The organism is Streptomyces sp. 15-116A, from assembly GCF_025290915.1.
Classification (GTDB): domain Bacteria; phylum Actinomycetota; class Actinomycetes; order Streptomycetales; family Streptomycetaceae; genus Streptomyces.
The window spans coordinates 1-17,821 of record NZ_JAOCQE010000052.1 but is presented as its reverse complement, the minus strand read 5'-3'; the positions used below and the strand labels follow the sequence as shown (position 1 = coordinate 17,821).

The window sequence follows — 17,821 nt, the reverse complement described above, 5'->3', positions numbered from 1 at the left end:
CACGCGGCCCGCGGGCACCAGCGCCGGTCCCCGTGATCTCGTACATTCTCCGCCGGACGCTCGCGGCAGTGATCCTGCTGCTGGTCGTCACCGCGGTCACCTTCGCGATCTTCTTCCTGCTGCCCCGGCTCGCCGGCCAGACGGCCGACCAGCTGGCCCAGCAGTACATCGGGAAGAGCCCCACCAAGGCCGACATCGAAGCGGTCAAGCAGAACCTCGGTCTCGACCAGCCCGTGTATGTCCAGTACTGGGACTTCATCAAGGGGATCGTCACCGGCGCCACCTACGACCTCGGCCCCACCACGGCGCAGTGCAACGCGCCCTGCTTCGGTTACTCCTTCAAGACGCACGTCGAGGTCTGGCCGCAGCTCACCGACCGTATGCCCGTGACGATCTCGCTCGCCGCCGGCGCCGCCGTGATGTGGCTGCTGGGCGGTGTCACGGCCGGTGTGATCTCCGCGCTCAAGCCGCGGTCGTTCGCCGACCGGACCTTCATGGGCATCGCGCTCACCGGTGTCTCGCTGCCCATGTTCTTCACGGGTCAGCTCGCGCTGTTCCTCTTCACCTTCAAGTGGCCCATCTTCGGCCGGGAGTACGTCCCCTTCACCGAGAATCCCTCGCAGTGGGCCAACACCCTCTTCCCGGCGTGGTGTTCGCTCGCCCTGCTGTACTCCGCCATCTACGCGCGGCTCACCCGCTCGGGCATGCTGGAGACGATGAACGAGGACTTCATCCGCACGGCCCGGGCCAAGGGCCTGCGTGAGCGGAAGGTCGTGGTGAAGCACGGGCTGCGGGCCGCGCTGACCCCGATCATCACCGTCTTCGGCATGGACCTCGGCCTCCTGCTCGGTGGCGCCGTCATCACCGAGACGGTGTTCTCCCTGCACGGCATCGGCGAGTACGCGGTGCAGTCCATCCGGGACAACGACCTGCCCCCGATCCTCGGCGTCACGCTCCTTGCCGCCTTCTTCGTCGTCCTCGCAAACTTCCTGGTGGACCTGTTGTACGCCGCCGCCGACCCGCGGGTGAGGATCTCGTGACCGAACTCTCCAAGACCGGTACCGCCGCCGTGGGGGAGCCCGTGAAGGCCTCACCCGACGCGCCGACCGCCTTCCTCGAAGTCCGCGATCTCAGGGTGCACTTCCCGACCGACGACGGCCTGGTCAAGTCCGTCGACGGGCTGAGCTTCTCGCTGGAGAAGGGCAAGACCCTCTGCGTCGTGGGCGAGTCCGGCTCCGGCAAGTCGGTGACCTCACTCGCCGTCATGGGCCTGCACCGCCTCGGCGCCCGCGGCAAGAACGTACGGATGTCCGGTGAGATCTGGCTGGACGGCAAGGAGTTGATCTCCGCCGACCCGGACGAGGTGCGCCGGCTGCGCGGGCGCGAGATGGCGATGATCTTCCAGGACCCGCTGTCCGCGATGCACCCGTACTACACGATCGGCAACCAGATCGTGGAGGCGTACCGCGTCCACCACGACGTCAGCAAGAAGGTAGCGCGCAAGCGGGCCGTCGAGATGCTCGACCGGGTCGGCATCCCCGAGCCCGGCAAGCGGGTCGACAACTACCCGCACGAGTTCTCCGGCGGTATGCGCCAGCGCGCGATGATCGCGATGGCGCTGGTGAACAACCCCGAGCTGCTCATCGCGGACGAGCCGACGACCGCCCTCGACGTGACCGTCCAGGCGCAGATCCTCGACCTCATCCGGGATCTGCAGAAGGAGTTCGGCTCCGCGGTCATCCTCATCACGCACGATCTCGGCGTGGTCGCCGAGATCGCCGACGACGTCCTCGTGATGTACGGCGGCCGGTGTGTGGAGCGCGGGTCCGTCGACGACGTCTTCGAGCGGCCGCAGCACCCCTACACCTGGGGCCTGCTCGGTTCGATGCCGCGCATCGACCGGGAGACCTCCGACCGGCTCATCCCGGTCAAGGGACAGCCGCCGAGCCTCATCAATGTCCCCTCGGGCTGCGCCTTCCACCCCCGCTGCCCGTACGCGGACATCCCCAAGGGCGACGTCACCCGTACCGTGCGCCCGGAGCTCGAGCCGGTCGGCGGCGGGCATTTCACCGCGTGCCACCTCTCGCCGGAGGACCGTACGCGGATCTGGACCGAAGAGATTGCGCCGAAGCTGTGAGTGAGACGAAGAAATCAGACGCGGCCGTCCCGGCGCAGGCGTCGGCTCCCGCCGCGGAGCGCGAGGTGCTGCTCAAGGTCGAGGGCCTGCAGAAGCACTTCCCGATCCGCAAGGGCGTCCTCCAGCGGCAGGTCGGCGCGGTCAAGGCCGTCGACGGCATCGACTTCGAGGTGCGCAAGGGCGAGACCCTCGGCGTGGTCGGCGAGTCCGGCTGCGGCAAGTCGACGATGGGCCGGGTCATCACCCGGCTCCAGGACCCGACGGGCGGCTCGATCCACTTCGAGGGCAAGGACATCACGCGGCTGAACACGGCCGGGATGCGTCCGCTGCGGCGGGACATCCAGATGATCTTCCAGGACCCGTACGGCTCCCTGAACCCCCGGCACACCATCGGCTCGATCGTCTCGGCGCCCTTCCGGCTCCAGGGTGTCGAGCCGGAGGGCGGGGTGAAGAAGGAGGTCCAGCGCCTGCTGGAGCTGGTCGGGCTGAACCCCGAGCACTACAACCGCTACCCGCACGAGTTCTCCGGCGGCCAGCGCCAGCGCATCGGCATCGCGCGGGCGCTCGCGCTGAAGCCCAAGCTGGTGGTCGCGGACGAGCCGGTCTCGGCGCTGGACGTGTCGATCCAGGCACAGGTCGTGAACCTGATGGCCGACCTCCAGGAGGAACTCGGCCTCACGTACGTGATCATCGCCCACGACCTGTCCGTGGTGCGGCACGTCTCGGACCGTATCGCGGTGATGTACCTGGGCAAGATCGTCGAGCTCGCCGACCGCACCTCGCTGTACGAGGCGCCGATGCACCCGTACACCAAGGCGCTGATGTCGGCGGTTCCCGTCCCGGACCCGAGGCGCCGGGCCGCCAAGAGCGAGCGCATCCTGCTCAAGGGCGACGTGCCCTCGCCGATCTCCCCGCCGAGCGGCTGCCGCTTCCACACGCGGTGCTGGAAGGCCACGCAGATCTGCACGACCACCGAGCCGCCGCTGCTGGAGCTGAGGCCCGGCCAGCGGGTCGCCTGCCACCACCCGGAGAACTTCGAGGACCAGGCCCCGCAGGACACCGTGCTGCTGAGCGCCGCCAAGGAGGCGAGCGAGCTGGTGGGCGAGGCGGTCCTGGAGGAGTCGGCGGAGACGTCGGCCGCGGTGGCCGCGGAGGTGTCGGAGAGCCCCGAGGAGCCGCCCGAGAAGGCCGCGGAGAAGTAAGCACCCCCGAGCCCCCGCCTTCTTTTGCAAGGCGGGGGCTTCGTGCTGGGTGAGAATGTAAGGGTGCTCCAGCAACTGTTCAGCCCGTCCGTCCAGCACACGCTCGACCTGATCGGCATCTTCGTCTTCGCGATCTCCGGCGCCCTGCTGGCCGTCCGCAAGAACTTCGACGTCTTCGGCATCGCCGTCCTCGCCGAGGTCACCGCGCTCGGCGGCGGGCTCTTCCGTGACCTGGTCATCGGGGCCGTGCCGCCCGCCGCCTTCACGGATCTGGGGTACTTCGTCACCCCGATGCTCGCCGCCACGCTGGTGTTCTTCCTGCACCCGCACGTGGAGCGGATCCAGACCGCCGTGAACGTCTTCGACGCGGCCGGGCTCGGTCTGTTCTGCGTCGCCGGGACGATCAAGGCGTACGAGTACGGGCTCGGGCTGACCGCCTCCGCCTGTCTGGGCCTGGCCACCGCGGTGGGCGGCGGTGTACTGCGGGACGTGCTCGCCAACGAGGTGCCCTCACTGCTGCGCTGGGACCGTGATCTGTACGCCGTCCCCGCGATCGTCGGCGCCGCGCTGGTCGCCCTGTGCATCCGCTACGACGCGCTGACCCCGCTCACGAGTGGCGCCGCGGTGATCACCGCGTTCGTGCTGCGGCTGCTGGCGATGCGCTACCACTGGCGGGCGCCGCGCGCGTGGCACCGGCGTTCGACGGTCCGGGAGGAGTGACGTCCGTCCGGTGGGAGGCCGTCCGGTCGGTGGCCGTCCGGTCGGTGGCCGTCCGGTGGCCGGCCAGTTCCTCGGTCAGCCAGCGGAACGCCGGGACGACCTGCGGCTTCCACAGCGCCATGGTGTGCCCGCCGGCGCTCTTCGGCAGCTTCACCACCTGCACGCTCGTCGGCGCCTTCGCCGCCCGGCCGAGGGCCAGGGCGTCCTCGTAGCCGTCGTCCTGCTGCCCGGACAGGTACAGCGAGATCTTCGGCGGGGTGACCGCCTCGCGCAGCAGCGTCAGCGGGTTGTGGGCGGCGCGCAGGGCCGGGTCGCGGCCGGTGAGGGAGGTGCGCTCGGCGGCGGGGTCGTTGTAGCCGGACAGGCTGACGGCCGCCCGGTAGCGGTCGGGGTGGGCGACGGCGAGCCGGGTGGCGCAGTGACCGCCGGCCGAGTAGCCGGCGACCGCCCAGCCCCGCGGGGCGCTCTGCGCGCGGAAGTTGTCCATGACCATCCGCGGTACGTCGACGCTGAGCCAGCTGTCCGCGTTCACCTTGCCGGGGAGGTTGGCGCAGCCGGTGTCCGCGCCGGGCAGCAGGTTGGTGCGCGGCGCCACCAGGATGAAGGGGGCGATACGCCCGCTGCGCATCAGCGGCAGCAGCTGCTCGTGCGCGTCCAGCGTGCCGAACCACGCCTTCGCCGAGCCGGGGTAGCCCGGCAGCAGCTCCACCACCGGGAAGCGGTGGTCCCGCCAGGCGGGGTCGTCGTACTGCGGCGGCAGCCAGACGTAGACCTCGCCGCGCACGCCCGAGACGCGCCCTTCGAGCTTGGTGACCCGGACCCCGCCGGCCGCCCGCATGCCCGGCCCGCCCGCCGGCTTGAACGCCTGGCGCACCCGGGGGAGCCGTTCCAGGGACACCCCGCCGGTGCCGTCGGCGCCGAGGTCGGCGGCGTGCTCCACATGGTCGGCGGTGCCGAGCAGATCACCCCAGTCGTCGTAGAGCTGGTTGGCGTTGTTGACCAGGGTGAAGACCAGGGCGACCGCGGTGAGCTGGGCGAACAGCAGCATGAGCACCCGGGTGACCGCCCGCACGGCCCGGGGTCCGCGCACCCGTGTCCACAGCACGAGCGGCAGGCCGAGCGCGAGGACGGACAGCACGGCCAGGGTGCAGAGGAACGGGGTACCGGTGAGGCTCATGTCCGGATAGAGGGGAAGAACGCGTATTCGGTTCATCGCCGGGAGCTGGGGGCGGGGTGGCTGATCAGGTGCTTGAGACTGCCTGCCGACAGCCAAAAGCTACCGCTTAGTAGTTAGTTCTTGTACTGTTCAGTCATGCCAGAAGCAGCCTCCGCCCCGGCCGTCCGGGCCACGATCGGCGACAGCGAGTTCGACCGCGACACCGCGGTCACCCGCCGCGCGCCCGGCGTCTACGATCTCGACCTCTCCGCCGGCTGGACGATCATCAACGCCGTCAACGGCGGCTATCTGCTGGCGGTCCTGGGCCGCGCCCTCGCGGACGCCCTGCCGCACCCCGACCCCTTCACCATCTCCGCGCACTACCTGACCGCCTCCCAGCCGGGCCCGGCCGTCGTGCGCACCGAGACCGTGCGCACCGGGCGTACCCTGTCGACCGGCCAGGCGTCCCTCCTCCAGTTCGACGAGGAGGGCAACGAGGTCGAACGCATCCGCGTCCTCGCCTCCTACGGCGATCTGGACTCCCTGCCCGACGACGTCCGTACGACGGCGAAGCCGCCCGCGATCCCGCCCATGGAACAGTGCTTCGGCCCCGAGGACGGGCCCGCCCCTGTCGACGGCAGCTCCGCCATCACCGACCGGCTGATGCTCAAGCTCGACCCGTCGACCCTGGGCTGGGCTCTTGGGCAGCCCTCCGGCAAGGGTGAGATGCGTGGCTGGTTCGGGCTCGCCGACGGCCGGGACCACGACCCGCTCTCGCTGCTGCTCGCGGTGGACGCGCTGCCCCCGACGGCGTTCGAGCTGGGGCTGAAGGGCTGGGTGCCCACGGTCGAGCTGACCGTCCACGTCCGCTCCCGCCCGGCGCCGGGACCGCTGCGCGTGTCGATCACCACGCGCAATCTGGCCGGCGGCTTCCTGGAGGAGGACGCCGAGGTCTGGGACAGCGCCGACCGGCTGGTGGCCCAGTCCCGGCAGCTGGCACGGGTGCGGCTGGGCTGAGTCCCGCCGGTTGTCCATTGGTTCGTTCACTCGACGGCCGTCCCGATCGCGGGGCGGCCGTCGTCACGACGCGGGTCAGTTCCCGGCGGAGTCGTCGAGCCAGTGCTGCCTGCCGACACTGATCAGGCGGAGCTGACGGATCGCCAACTGGGCGATGCGAGCCCGCTCTTCGGGTCCCGCTTCCTGCGCCTCCAGGAACCAGCAGGCCGTCATGAGCATCTGGTCCACATACAGCTGGGCCAGCATCAGCAGATCGTCCTCGCTCCAGCCCGCCGACACCGGGTCCGCGGCCAGCGCCTCGGCCACCTCCCCGGCGAACCGGGCGAGTTGCTCGGCTATCGCCTCCCGGACCGGCTGGACGCCGCCGTGCCGCTCGCGGGCGATGAACCGGACGTGCGCCGGGTACCGCGCCACATGACCGGCGATCAACTCGACGACGCGCGCGATGCGTTCCTCGCCGTCGCCGGTGGTCGACACCATGGTCCTGATCGTCGGGTGGAGGCTGCCCAGTGCCTCCTCGACCAGGGCCACGCCCAGATCCGCCGTGGAGCGGAAGTGCCGGTAGAACGCGGTCGGGGCGACCCCCACGGCCCGGGTGACCTCACGCAGCCCCAGGCTGCTCAGGCTCTGCCCCTCCAGCAGCTCGAGCGCCGCGTCGAGGAGTGCCTGCCGGGTCTTCTGCTTCTGGGCCTGCCGGATGCCGAGGGTGTGACTCATGTCATGCAGTTAACAACTGTTCTCCCGAATTGAAAAGACATGGCGCACGCTAGACTGGGAAGTCAGTGAACAAGTGTAACTACAAGCGTTCACCGAAAAGGTGGGGGATCCGACTCATGCTGTTCATCGTCGCCGCGCTGCTGTTGCTGGGCGTCGTCCTGGGCACGGTGGCCCACGCGCCGCTGTCCTTCTCCGTCGCCGCCGGTGTCGTCATCGCCGTCTGGCTCGGCATCTTCGCCCTGCGCGAGCGCCACGGCCGCCGCCGCGGCACCCAGGCGCACTGACCCCGCTCTTCCGACGACCGACCGCCCCGAACCAGGGAGCCGATCACCATGCAGCTCACCGCACCGGCCAGCCGCCGCACCGGATTCCGCGACACCGACGGCATGGCCGTCGCGTCCTTCGTCCTCGGCCTGCTGGGCCTGCTCGTCCTCAACGTCTTCCTCGGGCCCATCGCGATCGTCCTGGCCACGGTCGCCCTGTGGCGCGGCACCAGGCGTCCGGCCCGCGCCTACCTGGGCCTCGGCCTGGGCATCGCCGACCTGCTGGTCCTCGCGGCCTTCATGCAGGCGGACAATACGATCTCCTGGAGCATCTGAGCCGCTGTCGCATCCGGCCGACCGGGCCCTGAGGGCCGTGGGCGAGGCCCGTAGAATCGGGCTCACCATGGCTTACCTCGACCACGCCGCGACCACCCCGATGCTTCCCGAGGCGGTCGAGGCACTCGCCGCGCAGCTCGGTGTCACCGGGAACGCCTCCTCCCTCCACGCCGCCGGCCGCCGGGCCCGCCGCACCGTCGAGGAGGCCCGCGAGACGCTCGCCGAGGCGCTCGGCGCCCGCCCCAGCGAGGTGGTCTTCACCTCCGGCGGCACCGAGGCCGACAACCTCGCCGTGAAGGGCCTGTACTGGTCCCGGCGCGACGCCGACCCGGCCCGCACCCGGGTCCTCGCCAGCCCCGTCGAGCACCACGCCGTCCTCGACGCCGTGCACTGGCTCGGCGAGCACGAGGGCGCCACCGTCGAGTACCTGCCCGTCGACTCCCACGGCCGCGTCCACCCGGACGCCCTGCGCGAGGCCATCGCCCGCAACCCCGACGACGTGGCCCTGGCCACCGTGATGTGGGCCAACAACGAGATCGGCACACTGCTGCCGGTCCGCGAACTCGCCGAGGCCGCCGCCGAGTTCGGTGTCCCCCTGCACTCCGACGCGGTCCAGGCCTTCGGCCAGGTGCCGGTCGACTTCGCCTCCTCCGGCCTCGCCGCGATGACCGTCTCCGGCCACAAGATCGGCGGCCCGTACGGCATCGGCGCCCTCGTCCTGGGCCGCGAGCACACCCCCGTACCCGTGCTGCACGGCGGCGGTCAGGAGCGGCACGTCCGCTCCGGCACCCTCGACGTGCCCGCGATCGCCTCCTTCGCGGTCGCCGGGCGGCTGGCCGCCGAACAGCAGGCGTGGTTCGCCCGCGAGATCGGCGCCCTGCGCGACGATCTGGTCACCGCGGTCCGCGAGGCCGTCCCGGACGCGATCCTCGGCGGCGACCCGTCCCCCGAGGGCCGCCTGCCCGCCAACGCGCACTTCACCTTCCCCGGCTGCGAGGGCGACTCCCTGCTCCTCCTGCTCGACGCCCAGGGCATCGAGTGTTCCACCGGCTCCGCCTGCACCGCCGGCGTCGCCCAGCCCAGCCACGTCCTCCTGGCCACCGGCACCGACCCCGACCTGGCCCGCGGCACCCTGCGCTTCTCCCTGGGCCACACCTCGACCCGGTCCGACGTGGACGCGCTCGCCAAGGCCATCGGCCCGGCGGTGGAGCGGGCACGGGCGGCGGGCCTCACATAGCGGCGCGCCTCACGTAGCGGCGGCCTCACATGGCGGCGCGCCTCACGTAGCGGCCCGCGTCGCCGTACCCGCCCGCCGGACCAGCTTCATATAGCGGTCCCAGTCCCAGTGCGGGCCCGGGTCCGTGTGGTCCGTGCCCGGGACCTCTACGTGGCCGATGATGTGCTCGCGGTCGACCGGGATGTCGTAGCGGGCGCATATCCGGGCCGTGAGGCGGGCCGACGCCTCGTACATCGCGTCGGTGAAGTCCTGCGGGCGGTCCACGAAGCCCTCGTGCTCGATGCCGACGCTGCGCTCGTTGTAGTCGCGGTTGCCCGCGTGGTACGCCACGTCCAGTTCGCGGATCATCTGCGTGACCTTGCCGTCCTGGCCGACGATGTAGTGCGTCGCCGCCTTGTGGCCCGGGTCCTGGAAGGCCCGCACGGCGCTGTCGAGACTGCCCTGCGTGACATGGACGACGACCATGTCGATGCCGTAGTCGTCGGGGCGGTCGGCGCGGCGCCAGTTCGCGTCCGAGGCCGCGAGCCAGCGCGCGCCCGTGTAGTCGACCTCGCCCGGCGTGCGGGGCTTCTCCACGCCCGGCGCGCGCCACCACAGCCGCGCCAGCTCGTCGCGGGCCAGCGCCGCCGTGCCCGCGGCGGCTGCCACGCCGCCCACGATCAGGGCCCGCCGCCCGATGCGCCGGTCCCCGTCCGCGGATCCCTTGGATGCTCTTCTCGCCCCCACGCGATCCTCAACGGATACTCGGCGGCCCTGGTTCCCGCGCCCCCGTACCCTGGAAGGGTTATGACTGACACCCCGCAGCCCTCCCGCCCGCTCCGCGTCCTGGCCGCCATGTCCGGCGGGGTCGACTCCGCCGTCGCCGCGGCCCGCGCCGCCGAGGCGGGACACGACGTGACCGGCGTCCACCTCGCGCTCTCCGCGAACCCGCAGTCGTTCCGTACCGGCGCACGGGGCTGTTGCACCATCGAGGACTCCCGCGACGCCCGCCGCGCCGCCGACGTCATCGGCATCCCGTTCTACGTGTGGGACCTCGCCGACCGCTTCCGCGAGGACGTCGTCGAGGACTTCGTCGCCGAGTACGAGGCCGGCCGCACCCCCAACCCGTGCCTGCGCTGCAACGAGAAGATCAAGTTCGCCGCGCTGCTGGACAAGGCCCTCGCCCTCGGCTTCGACGCGGTCTGCACCGGCCACTACGCCAAGGTGATCGTGCGCGAGGACGGCACGCGCGAGCTGCACCGCGCCTCCGACATGGCCAAGGACCAGAGTTACGTCCTCGGCGTGCTCGACGACAAGCAGCTCGCCCACGCGATGTTCCCCCTCGGCGACACCGTCACCACCAAGGAGGAGATCCGCGCGGAGGCCGAGCGCCGCGGACTCGCGGTCGCCAAGAAGCCCGACTCGCACGACATCTGCTTCATCGCCGACGGCGACACCCAGGGCTTCCTGGCGAACCGCCTGGGCCGCGCCGAGGGCGACATCGTCGACGAGACCGGCACCAAGATCGGCACCCACGAGGGCGCGTACGGCTTCACCATCGGCCAGCGCAAGGGCCTGCGTATCGGCACCCCGGCCCCCGACGGCAAGCCGCGCTACGTCCTCGACATCTCCCCGGTGACCAACACCGTCACCGTCGGCCCCGCCGCCTCCCTCGACGTCAGCGCCCTCACCGCGATCAAGCCCCGCTGGTGCGGCGCCGCCCCGACCGGCCCCGGCACCTACACCGCCCAGCTGCGCGCCCACGGCGGCGAGACCGAGGTGACCGCGGAGCTGGTCGACGGCGAGCTGCGGGTGCGCTTCACCGAGCCGGTCCGCGGCGTCGCCCCCGGCCAGGCGATCGTGCTGTACGACGGCACGCGCGTGGTGGGCTCGGCGACGATCGCGTCGACGGTGCGGGCGACGGCCGGCGTGGCCTGAGCCTTCCGTTCCTTCGGCGGCTCACCTCACCGCGCGAAGAACTCCGCCAGTACCGGGGCCAGCACGTCCGGCTCCACCATGTGGGTCTGGCCCTCCAGGGTGCGGTACGTGCCCCGGGGGACCGACTCCGCGATCGCCTGTGCCGCGTCCCGCATCCACGCGGGGCTCGCGTCGCCGGCGATCGACAGCACCGGGACCGGGATCGCCGACAGCAGCTCGCGCGGCACGCTCCCGTCGCCCATCACGGCGTCGTCGTAGGCGAGGCTCGGCGCCATCGACTCCATCCCGGCCCACAGGGGCGACTGCCGGGCGTTCTGGATCACCGCCTCGCCGAGCCCCGTCAGCCGCAGGAACAGCTCCACCGCGTCCCCGCGCCGCCCCTCGGCCAGCGCCTCGGTGAGCCGCTCGGTGTACTCCGCGCGCTCCCTGAGCGCGTCCTCGGACATCGCGTACGGCGTCTCGTAGACGGCGACATGCCGCACCGGCAGCCCGCTCGCCGCCGCGCGCAGCGCCAGCGCGCCGCCCGAGGAGGTGCCGTACAGCGACGCCTCGCCGCCCACCGCCTCGATCAACGCCGCCAGGTCCTCGACCTCGCGCTCCACCGCGTACGGCGCGGTGTCGCCGCTGTGGCCCCGGCCCCGCCGGTCGTACACCACCACCTGGAACCGCTCCGAGAGCCGTGCGGCCAGCGGAGCCACCGTCGCCCCCGTCGACATCGCCCCGCTGACGAGGACCACGGTGGCACCCCGCCCCGCACTCTCATAGGCGAGGGAGGTGCCGTCGCGCGAAAGGATGTTCTTGTCCATGCCTGTGCAGACTGCCGCACCGCGCCGCGTTCGTCGGTGAGGCGGGCCGCGCGTCCACGCGGTCAGCCCACCTCTTGAGCGGTCAGCCGACCTCGGTCTCGTAGAAGCAGAGGTGGTCCTTGATCTCGGCCACGTCCGGCTTGGGGTCCGGGTACGCCCACACGAGGTCCGCCGAGCCGGGCAGCGACCAGTAGGAGGCGGTGCCCTTGAAGGGGCAGTACGTGTGCGTCTCCGACGGCGTCAGCAGATCGAGGCGTACGTCCTCCGGGGGGATGTAGTACCGGTCCGGACAGCCCGTCTCCCTCAGGAGCAGCGCTCGGTCGCTCTCGGCCAGTACCTGCTCGCCGTGCCGCACGCGCACGTGCCGGTTGCTCCGCTCGACGGTAATGCGATGCCCTGCGGTCACTTTCGTGCCCTCCTCGGGGTAGCAGACTCCCCGGCTACAGCGCACGCTGAAGCGGAGTTCTTCCCTCAGGAGGGTCCATGCCGGCCGAGGACACCCGCAGGAACCGCAGCAGCCTCGCCCACCAGGTGCGGTACGCGCTGCGCCACCCCGGACGCGTGCCCGCCCATGCCCGCCGGACCCTGCGCGACACCTGGCTGCGGCTGAAGCACCGCGACCACATCGCCTACTACCGGGCCGTGATGGCCTCCGACGCCGCCCGCAGCGCCGAGGCCGCGGTCGGGCACAACCCCTCACGCGAGAGCTGGGCCCGCATCGGGCGCATGCAGTTCGACTACCTGATCGAGCACGGGCTCCAGCCGCACCACCGGATGCTGGAGATCGGCTGCGGCAACCTGCGCGCGGGACGCCTGTTCATCGACCACCTGGAGCCCGGCCACTACTACGGCATCGACATCTCCCCGCACATCCTGATCGCCGCCCAGGACACCCTGGTACGCGAGGGACTGCAGGCCAAGATGCCGTACCTGACCCTGGCGAACGATCTGACCTTCGCGTTCCTGCCCGACGGTCACTTCGACGTCGTGCACGCGCACAGCGTCTTCTCGCACTCGCCGCGGCACGTCATCGAGGAGTGCTTCGCGCACGTGGGCCGGATCCTCGCGCCCGGCGGGTTCTTCGACTTCACCTTCGACCGCACGGAGGGCGAGGAGCACCATGTGCTGCGCGAGGACTTCTACTACCGGACGCAGACGCTGGTGGACCTGGCCGCCCGGCACGGGCTCACGGCACGGTTCATGGACGACTGGGAGGAGCTGCCGCACCGCCAGTCGAAGCTGCGCCTGACCGTGGTGCCGGTGGCGTCGGAGCGCGCCCGTACCGTGGGGCCATGAACATCTGCGTCTTCCTCTCCGCCGCCGACCTCGACGACCGCTACACACGCCCCGCGCGGGAGTTCGCGCGCCTGCTCGGCAAGGGCGGGCACACGCTGGTGTGGGGCGGCTCGGACGTCGGGCTGATGAAGGTCGTGGCCGACGGGGTGCAGGAGGCGGGCGGCCGGCTCGTGGGCGTCTCCGTGGAGTTCCTGTCCGCCAAGGCGCGTTCGGGCGTCGACGAGATGGTGGTCGCCAAGGACCTCGCCGAGCGGAAGAGGCTGCTGCTGGAGAAGGCCGACGCCGTGGTCATCATGGTCGGCGGCACCGGCACCCTCGACGAGGCCACCGAGATCCTGGAGCTGAAGAAGCACGGCCACACCGACAAGCCGGTGGTCCTGCTCAACACCGCCGGTTTCTACGACGGCCTCAAGGAGCAGTTCCGCCGCATGGAGGACGAGGGCTTCCTGCCCCGGCCGCTCACCGACCTGGTGTTCTTCGCCGAGGAGCCGGTGGGCGCGCTGGCCTACCTGGAGGAGAGCCGGGGCGTGGAATGAGCGGGGGCGTGAGATGAGCTGGGCGTCGAGTGAGCGGCGCGTGATGCGAGCATGGCGGGCATGGCTACACATGTGATCACCGGAGCGGGCTCCGGCATCGGCGCGGCCGTCGCCCGCCGACTGCACGCGCGCGGGGACCAGCTCGTGCTGCACGCGCGCGACGCGGGCCGCGCAAAGGAGCTCGCCGCCGAGTTCCCCGGCGCCCGGACGCTCGTCGGCGACCTCGCCGACCCCGACAAGCTCAGCTGGGCCTTCTCCCACCAGTCGCTCCCGGACCGGGTGGACTCCCTGCTGCACATCGCCGGTGTCGTGGATCTCGGCCCGGTCGCCGAGCTCACCCCGAAGACCTGGCGGCACCAGCTCAACGTCAACCTGATCGCCCCCGCCGAGCTGACCCGCCACTTCCTGCCGCAGCTCCGCGCGAGCCGCGGCCACGTGATCTTCGTCAACTCCGGCGCCGGTCTCAACGCCCACGCGGACTGGTCCGCCTACGCCGCCTCCAAGCACGGCCTGAAGGCCCTCGCCGACTCGCTGCGGCACGAGGAGCACGGCAATGGCGTCCGCGTGACGTCCGTCTACCCCGGCCGGACCGCCAGCCCCATGCAGGCCAAGGTCCACCAGCAGGAGGGCAAGGAGTACGACCCGGCGCGGTGGATCGACCCGGAATCGGTGGCCACGACGATCCTCATGGCGCTGGACCTGCCCAGGGACGCGGAGGTCAACGACCTGACGGTGCGGCCTGGGAGGTAGTCCCGGGTCCACATGATCAGCCCGTCCGGCGTTTGAGGACGAGGCCCGTCCAGGGCCGAAGCGGGGGCCCGGGGGCGGCAGCCCCCGGGGTCGGGAACGGGAAGGGGCGGCGGGGGCGAAACCCCCTGCCGCCCACTGCGTACGCTTCACACGTGAGCGAAAACACCCAGTTCAGCTTCGCCCCCGCCACCGGCATCGGCTCCCTCCCGGGCGGCGACGCCCGCGAGGCCGCCAAGACCGCCACCGGCAGCTTCGAGGACTTCCCGCACCTCCCCGAGCTCCCCGCCCGCGGCCCCGGCGCGGACATGATCGGCCGCACCGCGGGCATGCTCGTCGAGCTGTACGCGCACGTGGAGCCCAGCGGCTGGCGCCTCGGCGACCGGCCCGGCCGGGACACCAAGCGGGCCCGCTCCTGGCTCGGCGAGGACCTCGACGCGCTGGAGGAGTACACACAGGGCTACGAGGGCCCGCTGAAGGTGCAGGCGGTGGGCCCCTGGACGCTCGCCGCGAACCTGGAGCTGAAGAACGGCGAGGCCGCGCTCTCCGACCCCGGCGCCTGCCGCGACCTCGCCGCCTCCCTCACCGAGGGCCTGCGCCTGCACCTCGCCGAGGTACAGCGCCGCGTCCCCGGCGCCCGGCTCGTCCTCCAGCTCGACGAACCCTCGCTCACCGCCGTGCTGCGCGGCCAGGTGAGGACCGCCAGCGGCTACCGCACCCACCGAGCCGTGGACCGGCAGATCGTCGAGTCCGTGCTCCGCGACGTCGTCGGGGTTCACGACGGCGGCCCCGTCGTGGTCCACTCGTGCGCACCGGACGTCCCGTTCGCCCTGCTGCGCCGGGCGGGCGTGGCGGCGATCTCCTTCGACTTCTCCCTCCTCACCGAGCGTGACGACGAGGCGATCGGCGAGGCGGTGGAGGGCGGCACCCGGCTGTTCGCCGGTGTCGTCCCGGGCACGGACGGCCGATTGTCAGACCCTGCCGGTAGCGTCATGGGTGTCAGGACGCTGTGGCGCAGGCTGGGGCTGCGACCGGGGCTTCTCCCGGAGGCGGTCACGGTCACCCCGGCGTGCGGACTCGCGGGGGCTTCCCCCGAGTACGCGCGCGCGGCGTACGCCCATTGCGTCCGGGCGGCGAGATCCCTCGCGGACAACCCTGAGTAACGGGAGGACAGACGGTGGCCGGCGACCAGCAGGCGGAGACGACGAGCGTGCCCGCGGAGGCACGGGAGAAGCACGCACAGCTCGCTGAGCAGATCGAGGAGCACCGCTTCCGGTACTACGTGAAGGACGCCCCCGTCATCAGCGACGCCGAGTTCGACCGGCTGCTGCGTGACCTGGAGGCGCTGGAGGAGCGGTACCCGGAGCTGCGCACCCCGGACTCGCCGACCCAGAAGGTCGCCGGGTCCTACGAGACGGAGTTCACCTCCGTCCAGCACCGCTCGCGCATGCTGTCGCTCGACAACACCTTCAACGACGACGACCTCGCCGCCTGGGCCGAGCGCATCCACCGCGAACTGGGCGACCAGGACTACCACTTCCTGTGCGAGCTCAAGGTCGACGGCCTCGCCGTCAACCTCACCTACGAGCGCGGCCGGCTCACCCGCGCGGCGACCCGCGGCGACGGCCGCACCGGCGAGGACATCACACCCAACGTCCGCACCATCGCGGAGATCCCGGACCGCCTCAAGGGCGACAAGGTGCCCGACCTGGTGGAGATCCGGGGCGAGGTCTACTTCCCGATGGAGAAGTTCCAGGAGCTCAACGCCCGCCTCGTGGCCGCCGAGGAGAAGCCTTTCGCCAATCCCCGTAACGCCGCGGCCGGTTCGCTGCGCCAGAAGGACCCGCGCGTCACCGCCACCCGCCCGCTGCACATGGTCGTCCACGGCATCGGCGCCCTGGAGGGCTTCGACGGACTGACCCGCCTGTCCGAGGCGTACGACCTCCTCAAGGAGTGGGGCCTGCCCACCTCCCGGCACAACAGGGTGGTCGACGACCTCGACGGCGTACGGGAGTTCATCGCGCACTACGGCGAGAACCGCCACTCCGTGGAGCACGAGATCGACGGCGTCGTCGTCAAGCTCGACGAGATCCGCCTCCAGGGCCGCCTCGGCTCCACCGCGCGTGCCCCGCGCTGGGCCATCGCGTACAAGTACGCGCCGGAGGAGGTCAACACCAAGCTGGTCAACATCCGCGTCGGCGTGGGCCGTACGGGCAGGGTCACGCCGTACGCGCAGGTCGAGCCGGTCACGGTGGCCGGATCCGAGGTCGAGTTCGCCACGCTGCACAACCAGGACGTGGTCAAGGCCAAGGGCGTGCTGATCGGCGACACCGTGGTGCTGCGCAAGGCCGGTGACGTCATCCCGGAGATTCTCGGGCCCGTCGCCGATCTGCGGGACGGCAGCGAGCGGGAGTTCGTGATGCCGGCCGAGTGCCCGGAGTGCGGGACGCCGCTCAGGCCGATGAAGGAGGGCGACGTCGATCTGCGCTGCCCCAACGCCCGTACGTGCCCCGCCCAGTTGCGGGAGCGGCTGTTCTATCTCGCCGGCCGCAAGGCGCTGGACATCGAGCACTTCGGCTATGTCGCCGCGGCGGCGCTCACCAAGCCGCTGGAGCCGGCGGACCCGCCGCTGAAGGACGAGGGCGATCTGTTCGACCTCACCGTCGAGCAGCTGCTGCCCATCAAGGCGTACGTCCTCGACCAGGACAGCGGTCTGCCGAAGCGGGACCCGAAGACGGGCGAGGAGAAGGTCGTCACCGTCTTCGCCAACCAGGAGGGCAAGCCGAAGAAGAACGCGCTCGCCATGCTGGAGAACATCGCCGCGGCCAAGGAGCGTCCGCTGGCCCGCATTCTGACCAGCCTGTCCATCCGGCATGTCGGGCCGGTCGCGGCGGAGGCGCTGGCCCGGGAGTTCCGCTCCATCGACCGCATCGAGCAGGCGAGCGAGGAGGAGTTGGCGGGCACGGAGGGGGTCGGTCCGACCATCGCGGCCTCCCTCAAGCAGTGGTTCGCCGAGGACTGGCACCGGGAGATCATCCGCAAGTGGAAGGCGGCCGGCGTCCGTACGCAGGAGGAGAGCTCCGGCGAGGACGAGGGGCCCCGTCCGCTGGAAGGGCTCACTGTCGTGGTGACCGGGACGCTGGAGCACTTCACGCGGGATGGCGCGAAGGAGTCCCTGCAGACTCGGGGCGCGAAAGTGACCGGGTCTGTGTCGAAGAAGACATCCTTCGTCGTGGTGGGCGACAATCCCGGGTCGAAGTATGACAAAGCGATGCAGTTGAAGGTGCCGGTTCTGAACGAGGACGGTTTCAACGTCCTTCTGGAACAAGGGCCCCAGGCGGCCGCCGACGTCGCACTTTCGGCCGAGGAGTAGCGGTTGAAGGCCACCCGATCGGCGCATACCAGATGCATACGGGTGGCCGGGGCGCATTCGGGCAACCGTCGGCGACCGGTGCCCGGAGAAGCCTTCTGCGGCCTACTGTTGAGATGTGCACCTGCCGTGCCCAGCCGCGGTCGGGGCATCCCCGTGTTAGCGAGGGGCTTCGGGGAAGGGCTTTCCACCGCGGAGCCGCTGAGGGTGGTCGAGGCGGGAGCCGCGTGGCGTGGGCACCGCCGGCTGTGAGAGGGACGGGAATGGAACCGACCGAGAGCGCCGCCCCGGGCTCACGGCTGCGCCTGCGCACCCTGGCGTCCGCCTGGCGCCGCCGCCGGCCCGGCGCACTCGACACGGGGAG

Annotated in this window: 19 protein-coding genes; 14 read left to right on the top strand and 5 right to left on the bottom strand. The window is 71.3% G+C overall.

Annotation, left to right across the window (positions count from 1 at the left end; translation table 11 throughout):
• Window positions 1–32: 32 nt before the first annotated feature.
• From N4P33_RS12150 to N4P33_RS12135, 4 genes are all read left to right on the top strand, one after another.
• The gene (locus N4P33_RS12150) at window positions 33–1,040 is read left to right on the top strand and encodes an ABC transporter permease (protein ID WP_260826386.1); all 1,008 of its coding nucleotides are present in this window, start codon (window positions 33–35) and stop codon (window positions 1,038–1,040) included.
• Window positions 1,037–2,137, top strand: a complete 1,101-nt coding sequence (locus tag N4P33_RS12145) for an ABC transporter ATP-binding protein (protein WP_260826385.1) — start codon at window positions 1,037–1,039, stop codon at window positions 2,135–2,137. Before N4P33_RS12150 ends, N4P33_RS12145 begins: the two co-directional genes overlap by 4 nt.
• A complete protein-coding gene (locus N4P33_RS12140) occupies window positions 2,134–3,339 on the top strand; it encodes an ABC transporter ATP-binding protein (RefSeq protein ID WP_260826384.1) in 1,206 nt (401 codons plus the stop codon). Before N4P33_RS12145 ends, N4P33_RS12140 begins: the two co-directional genes overlap by 4 nt.
• 63 nt (window positions 3,340–3,402) lie before the next feature.
• Complete coding sequence (locus N4P33_RS12135; protein WP_260826401.1) at window positions 3,403–4,059, top strand: trimeric intracellular cation channel family protein; 657 nt, start codon at window positions 3,403–3,405, stop codon at window positions 4,057–4,059.
• Here the strand turns inward: N4P33_RS12135 and N4P33_RS12130 are convergent.
• A complete protein-coding gene (locus N4P33_RS12130) occupies window positions 3,968–5,236 on the bottom strand; it encodes an esterase family protein (RefSeq protein ID WP_260826383.1) in 1,269 nt (422 codons plus the stop codon). The two genes, N4P33_RS12135 and N4P33_RS12130, sit on opposite strands and share 92 nt — an antisense overlap.
• Before the next feature lie 135 nt (window positions 5,237–5,371).
• Between N4P33_RS12130 and N4P33_RS12125 the strand changes: the two genes are divergently transcribed.
• Window positions 5,372–6,232 (top strand): thioesterase family protein, encoded by an 861-nt coding sequence (locus N4P33_RS12125; protein ID WP_260826382.1) that lies wholly within the window; start codon window positions 5,372–5,374, stop codon window positions 6,230–6,232.
• A 75-nt stretch (window positions 6,233–6,307) separates the two neighbouring features.
• Here the strand turns inward: N4P33_RS12125 and N4P33_RS12120 are convergent, their stop codons facing one another.
• Entirely contained in the window at window positions 6,308–6,949 is a 642-nt protein-coding gene (locus tag N4P33_RS12120; RefSeq protein WP_260826381.1) for a TetR family transcriptional regulator, read from the bottom strand.
• A gap of 116 nt (window positions 6,950–7,065) precedes the next feature.
• Here N4P33_RS12120 and N4P33_RS12115 point away from each other — a divergent pair, with 116 nt between their 5' ends.
• From N4P33_RS12115 to N4P33_RS12105, 3 genes are all read left to right on the top strand, one after another.
• Window positions 7,066–7,233: a hypothetical protein gene (locus N4P33_RS12115; RefSeq protein ID WP_260826380.1), complete on the top strand. Its 168-nt coding sequence runs from the start codon at window positions 7,066–7,068 to the stop codon at window positions 7,231–7,233.
• Between the two features lie 48 nt (window positions 7,234–7,281).
• The gene (locus N4P33_RS12110) at window positions 7,282–7,548 is read left to right on the top strand and encodes a DUF4190 domain-containing protein (protein WP_260826379.1); all 267 of its coding nucleotides are present in this window, start codon (window positions 7,282–7,284) and stop codon (window positions 7,546–7,548) included.
• A 67-nt stretch (window positions 7,549–7,615) separates the two neighbouring features.
• Window positions 7,616–8,785, top strand: coding sequence for a cysteine desulfurase family protein (locus N4P33_RS12105; protein WP_260826378.1), 1,170 nt, complete (start codon window positions 7,616–7,618; stop codon window positions 8,783–8,785).
• Window positions 8,786–8,827: 42 nt separating this feature from the next.
• Here N4P33_RS12105 and N4P33_RS12100 read toward each other — a convergent pair whose 3' ends face one another.
• Complete coding sequence (locus N4P33_RS12100) at window positions 8,828–9,511, bottom strand: N-acetylmuramoyl-L-alanine amidase (RefSeq protein ID WP_260826377.1); 684 nt, start codon at window positions 9,509–9,511, stop codon at window positions 8,828–8,830.
• A 60-nt stretch (window positions 9,512–9,571) separates the two neighbouring features.
• On the opposite strand from N4P33_RS12100, the gene mnmA reads away from it, so the two are divergent.
• Complete coding sequence (gene mnmA / locus N4P33_RS12095; protein ID WP_260826376.1) at window positions 9,572–10,702, top strand: tRNA 2-thiouridine(34) synthase MnmA; 1,131 nt, start codon at window positions 9,572–9,574, stop codon at window positions 10,700–10,702.
• A 26-nt stretch (window positions 10,703–10,728) separates the two neighbouring features.
• Here mnmA and N4P33_RS12090 read toward each other — a convergent pair whose 3' ends face one another.
• Window positions 10,729–11,508: an alpha/beta fold hydrolase gene (locus N4P33_RS12090; RefSeq protein ID WP_260826375.1), complete on the bottom strand. Its 780-nt coding sequence runs from the start codon at window positions 11,506–11,508 to the stop codon at window positions 10,729–10,731.
• Between the two features lie 82 nt (window positions 11,509–11,590).
• Complete coding sequence (locus N4P33_RS12085; protein WP_260826374.1) at window positions 11,591–11,914, bottom strand: DUF427 domain-containing protein; 324 nt, start codon at window positions 11,912–11,914, stop codon at window positions 11,591–11,593.
• A 77-nt stretch (window positions 11,915–11,991) separates the two neighbouring features.
• On the opposite strand from N4P33_RS12085, the gene N4P33_RS12080 reads away from it, so the two are divergent.
• From N4P33_RS12080 to ligA, 5 genes are all read left to right on the top strand, one after another.
• Window positions 11,992–12,804, top strand: a complete 813-nt coding sequence (locus N4P33_RS12080; RefSeq protein ID WP_260826373.1) for a class I SAM-dependent methyltransferase — start codon at window positions 11,992–11,994, stop codon at window positions 12,802–12,804.
• Window positions 12,801–13,340, top strand: coding sequence for a TIGR00730 family Rossman fold protein (locus N4P33_RS12075; protein WP_260826372.1), 540 nt, complete (start codon window positions 12,801–12,803; stop codon window positions 13,338–13,340). The genes N4P33_RS12080 and N4P33_RS12075 overlap by 4 nt, the downstream gene beginning before the upstream one ends.
• 51 nt (window positions 13,341–13,391) lie before the next feature.
• Entirely contained in the window at window positions 13,392–14,090 is a 699-nt protein-coding gene (locus N4P33_RS12070) for an SDR family oxidoreductase (RefSeq protein WP_260826371.1), read from the top strand.
• Between the two features lie 152 nt (window positions 14,091–14,242).
• Window positions 14,243–15,250 (top strand): methionine synthase, encoded by a 1,008-nt coding sequence (locus N4P33_RS12065; protein ID WP_260826370.1) that lies wholly within the window; start codon window positions 14,243–14,245, stop codon window positions 15,248–15,250.
• Window positions 15,251–15,264: 14 nt separating this feature from the next.
• Window positions 15,265–17,460, top strand: a complete 2,196-nt coding sequence (gene ligA / locus N4P33_RS12060; RefSeq protein ID WP_260826368.1) for an NAD-dependent DNA ligase LigA — start codon at window positions 15,265–15,267, stop codon at window positions 17,458–17,460.
• Window positions 17,461–17,821: the final 361 nt, after the last annotated feature.

Bases quoted from the DNA above. Each gene is read 5' to 3' on its own strand.
- N4P33_RS12130 (WP_260826383.1), bottom strand. From the start codon at position 5,236: ATGAGCCTCACCGGTACCCCGTTCCTCTGCACCCTGGCCGTGCTGTCC.
- N4P33_RS12125 (WP_260826382.1), top strand. From the start codon at position 5,372: ATGCCAGAAGCAGCCTCCGCCCCGGCCGTCCGGGCCACGATCGGCGAC.
- N4P33_RS12120 (WP_260826381.1), bottom strand. From the start codon at position 6,949: ATGAGTCACACCCTCGGCATCCGGCAGGCCCAGAAGCAGAAGACCCGG.
- N4P33_RS12115 (WP_260826380.1), top strand. From the start codon at position 7,066: ATGCTGTTCATCGTCGCCGCGCTGCTGTTGCTGGGCGTCGTCCTGGGC.
- N4P33_RS12110 (WP_260826379.1), top strand. From the start codon at position 7,282: ATGCAGCTCACCGCACCGGCCAGCCGCCGCACCGGATTCCGCGACACC.
- N4P33_RS12105 (WP_260826378.1), top strand. From the start codon at position 7,616: ATGGCTTACCTCGACCACGCCGCGACCACCCCGATGCTTCCCGAGGCG.
- mnmA (WP_260826376.1), top strand. From the start codon at position 9,572: ATGACTGACACCCCGCAGCCCTCCCGCCCGCTCCGCGTCCTGGCCGCC.
- N4P33_RS12090 (WP_260826375.1), bottom strand. From the start codon at position 11,508: ATGGACAAGAACATCCTTTCGCGCGACGGCACCTCCCTCGCCTATGAG.
- N4P33_RS12080 (WP_260826373.1), top strand. From the start codon at position 11,992: ATGCCGGCCGAGGACACCCGCAGGAACCGCAGCAGCCTCGCCCACCAG.
- N4P33_RS12075 (WP_260826372.1), top strand. From the start codon at position 12,801: ATGAACATCTGCGTCTTCCTCTCCGCCGCCGACCTCGACGACCGCTAC.
- N4P33_RS12070 (WP_260826371.1), top strand. From the start codon at position 13,392: ATGGCGGGCATGGCTACACATGTGATCACCGGAGCGGGCTCCGGCATC.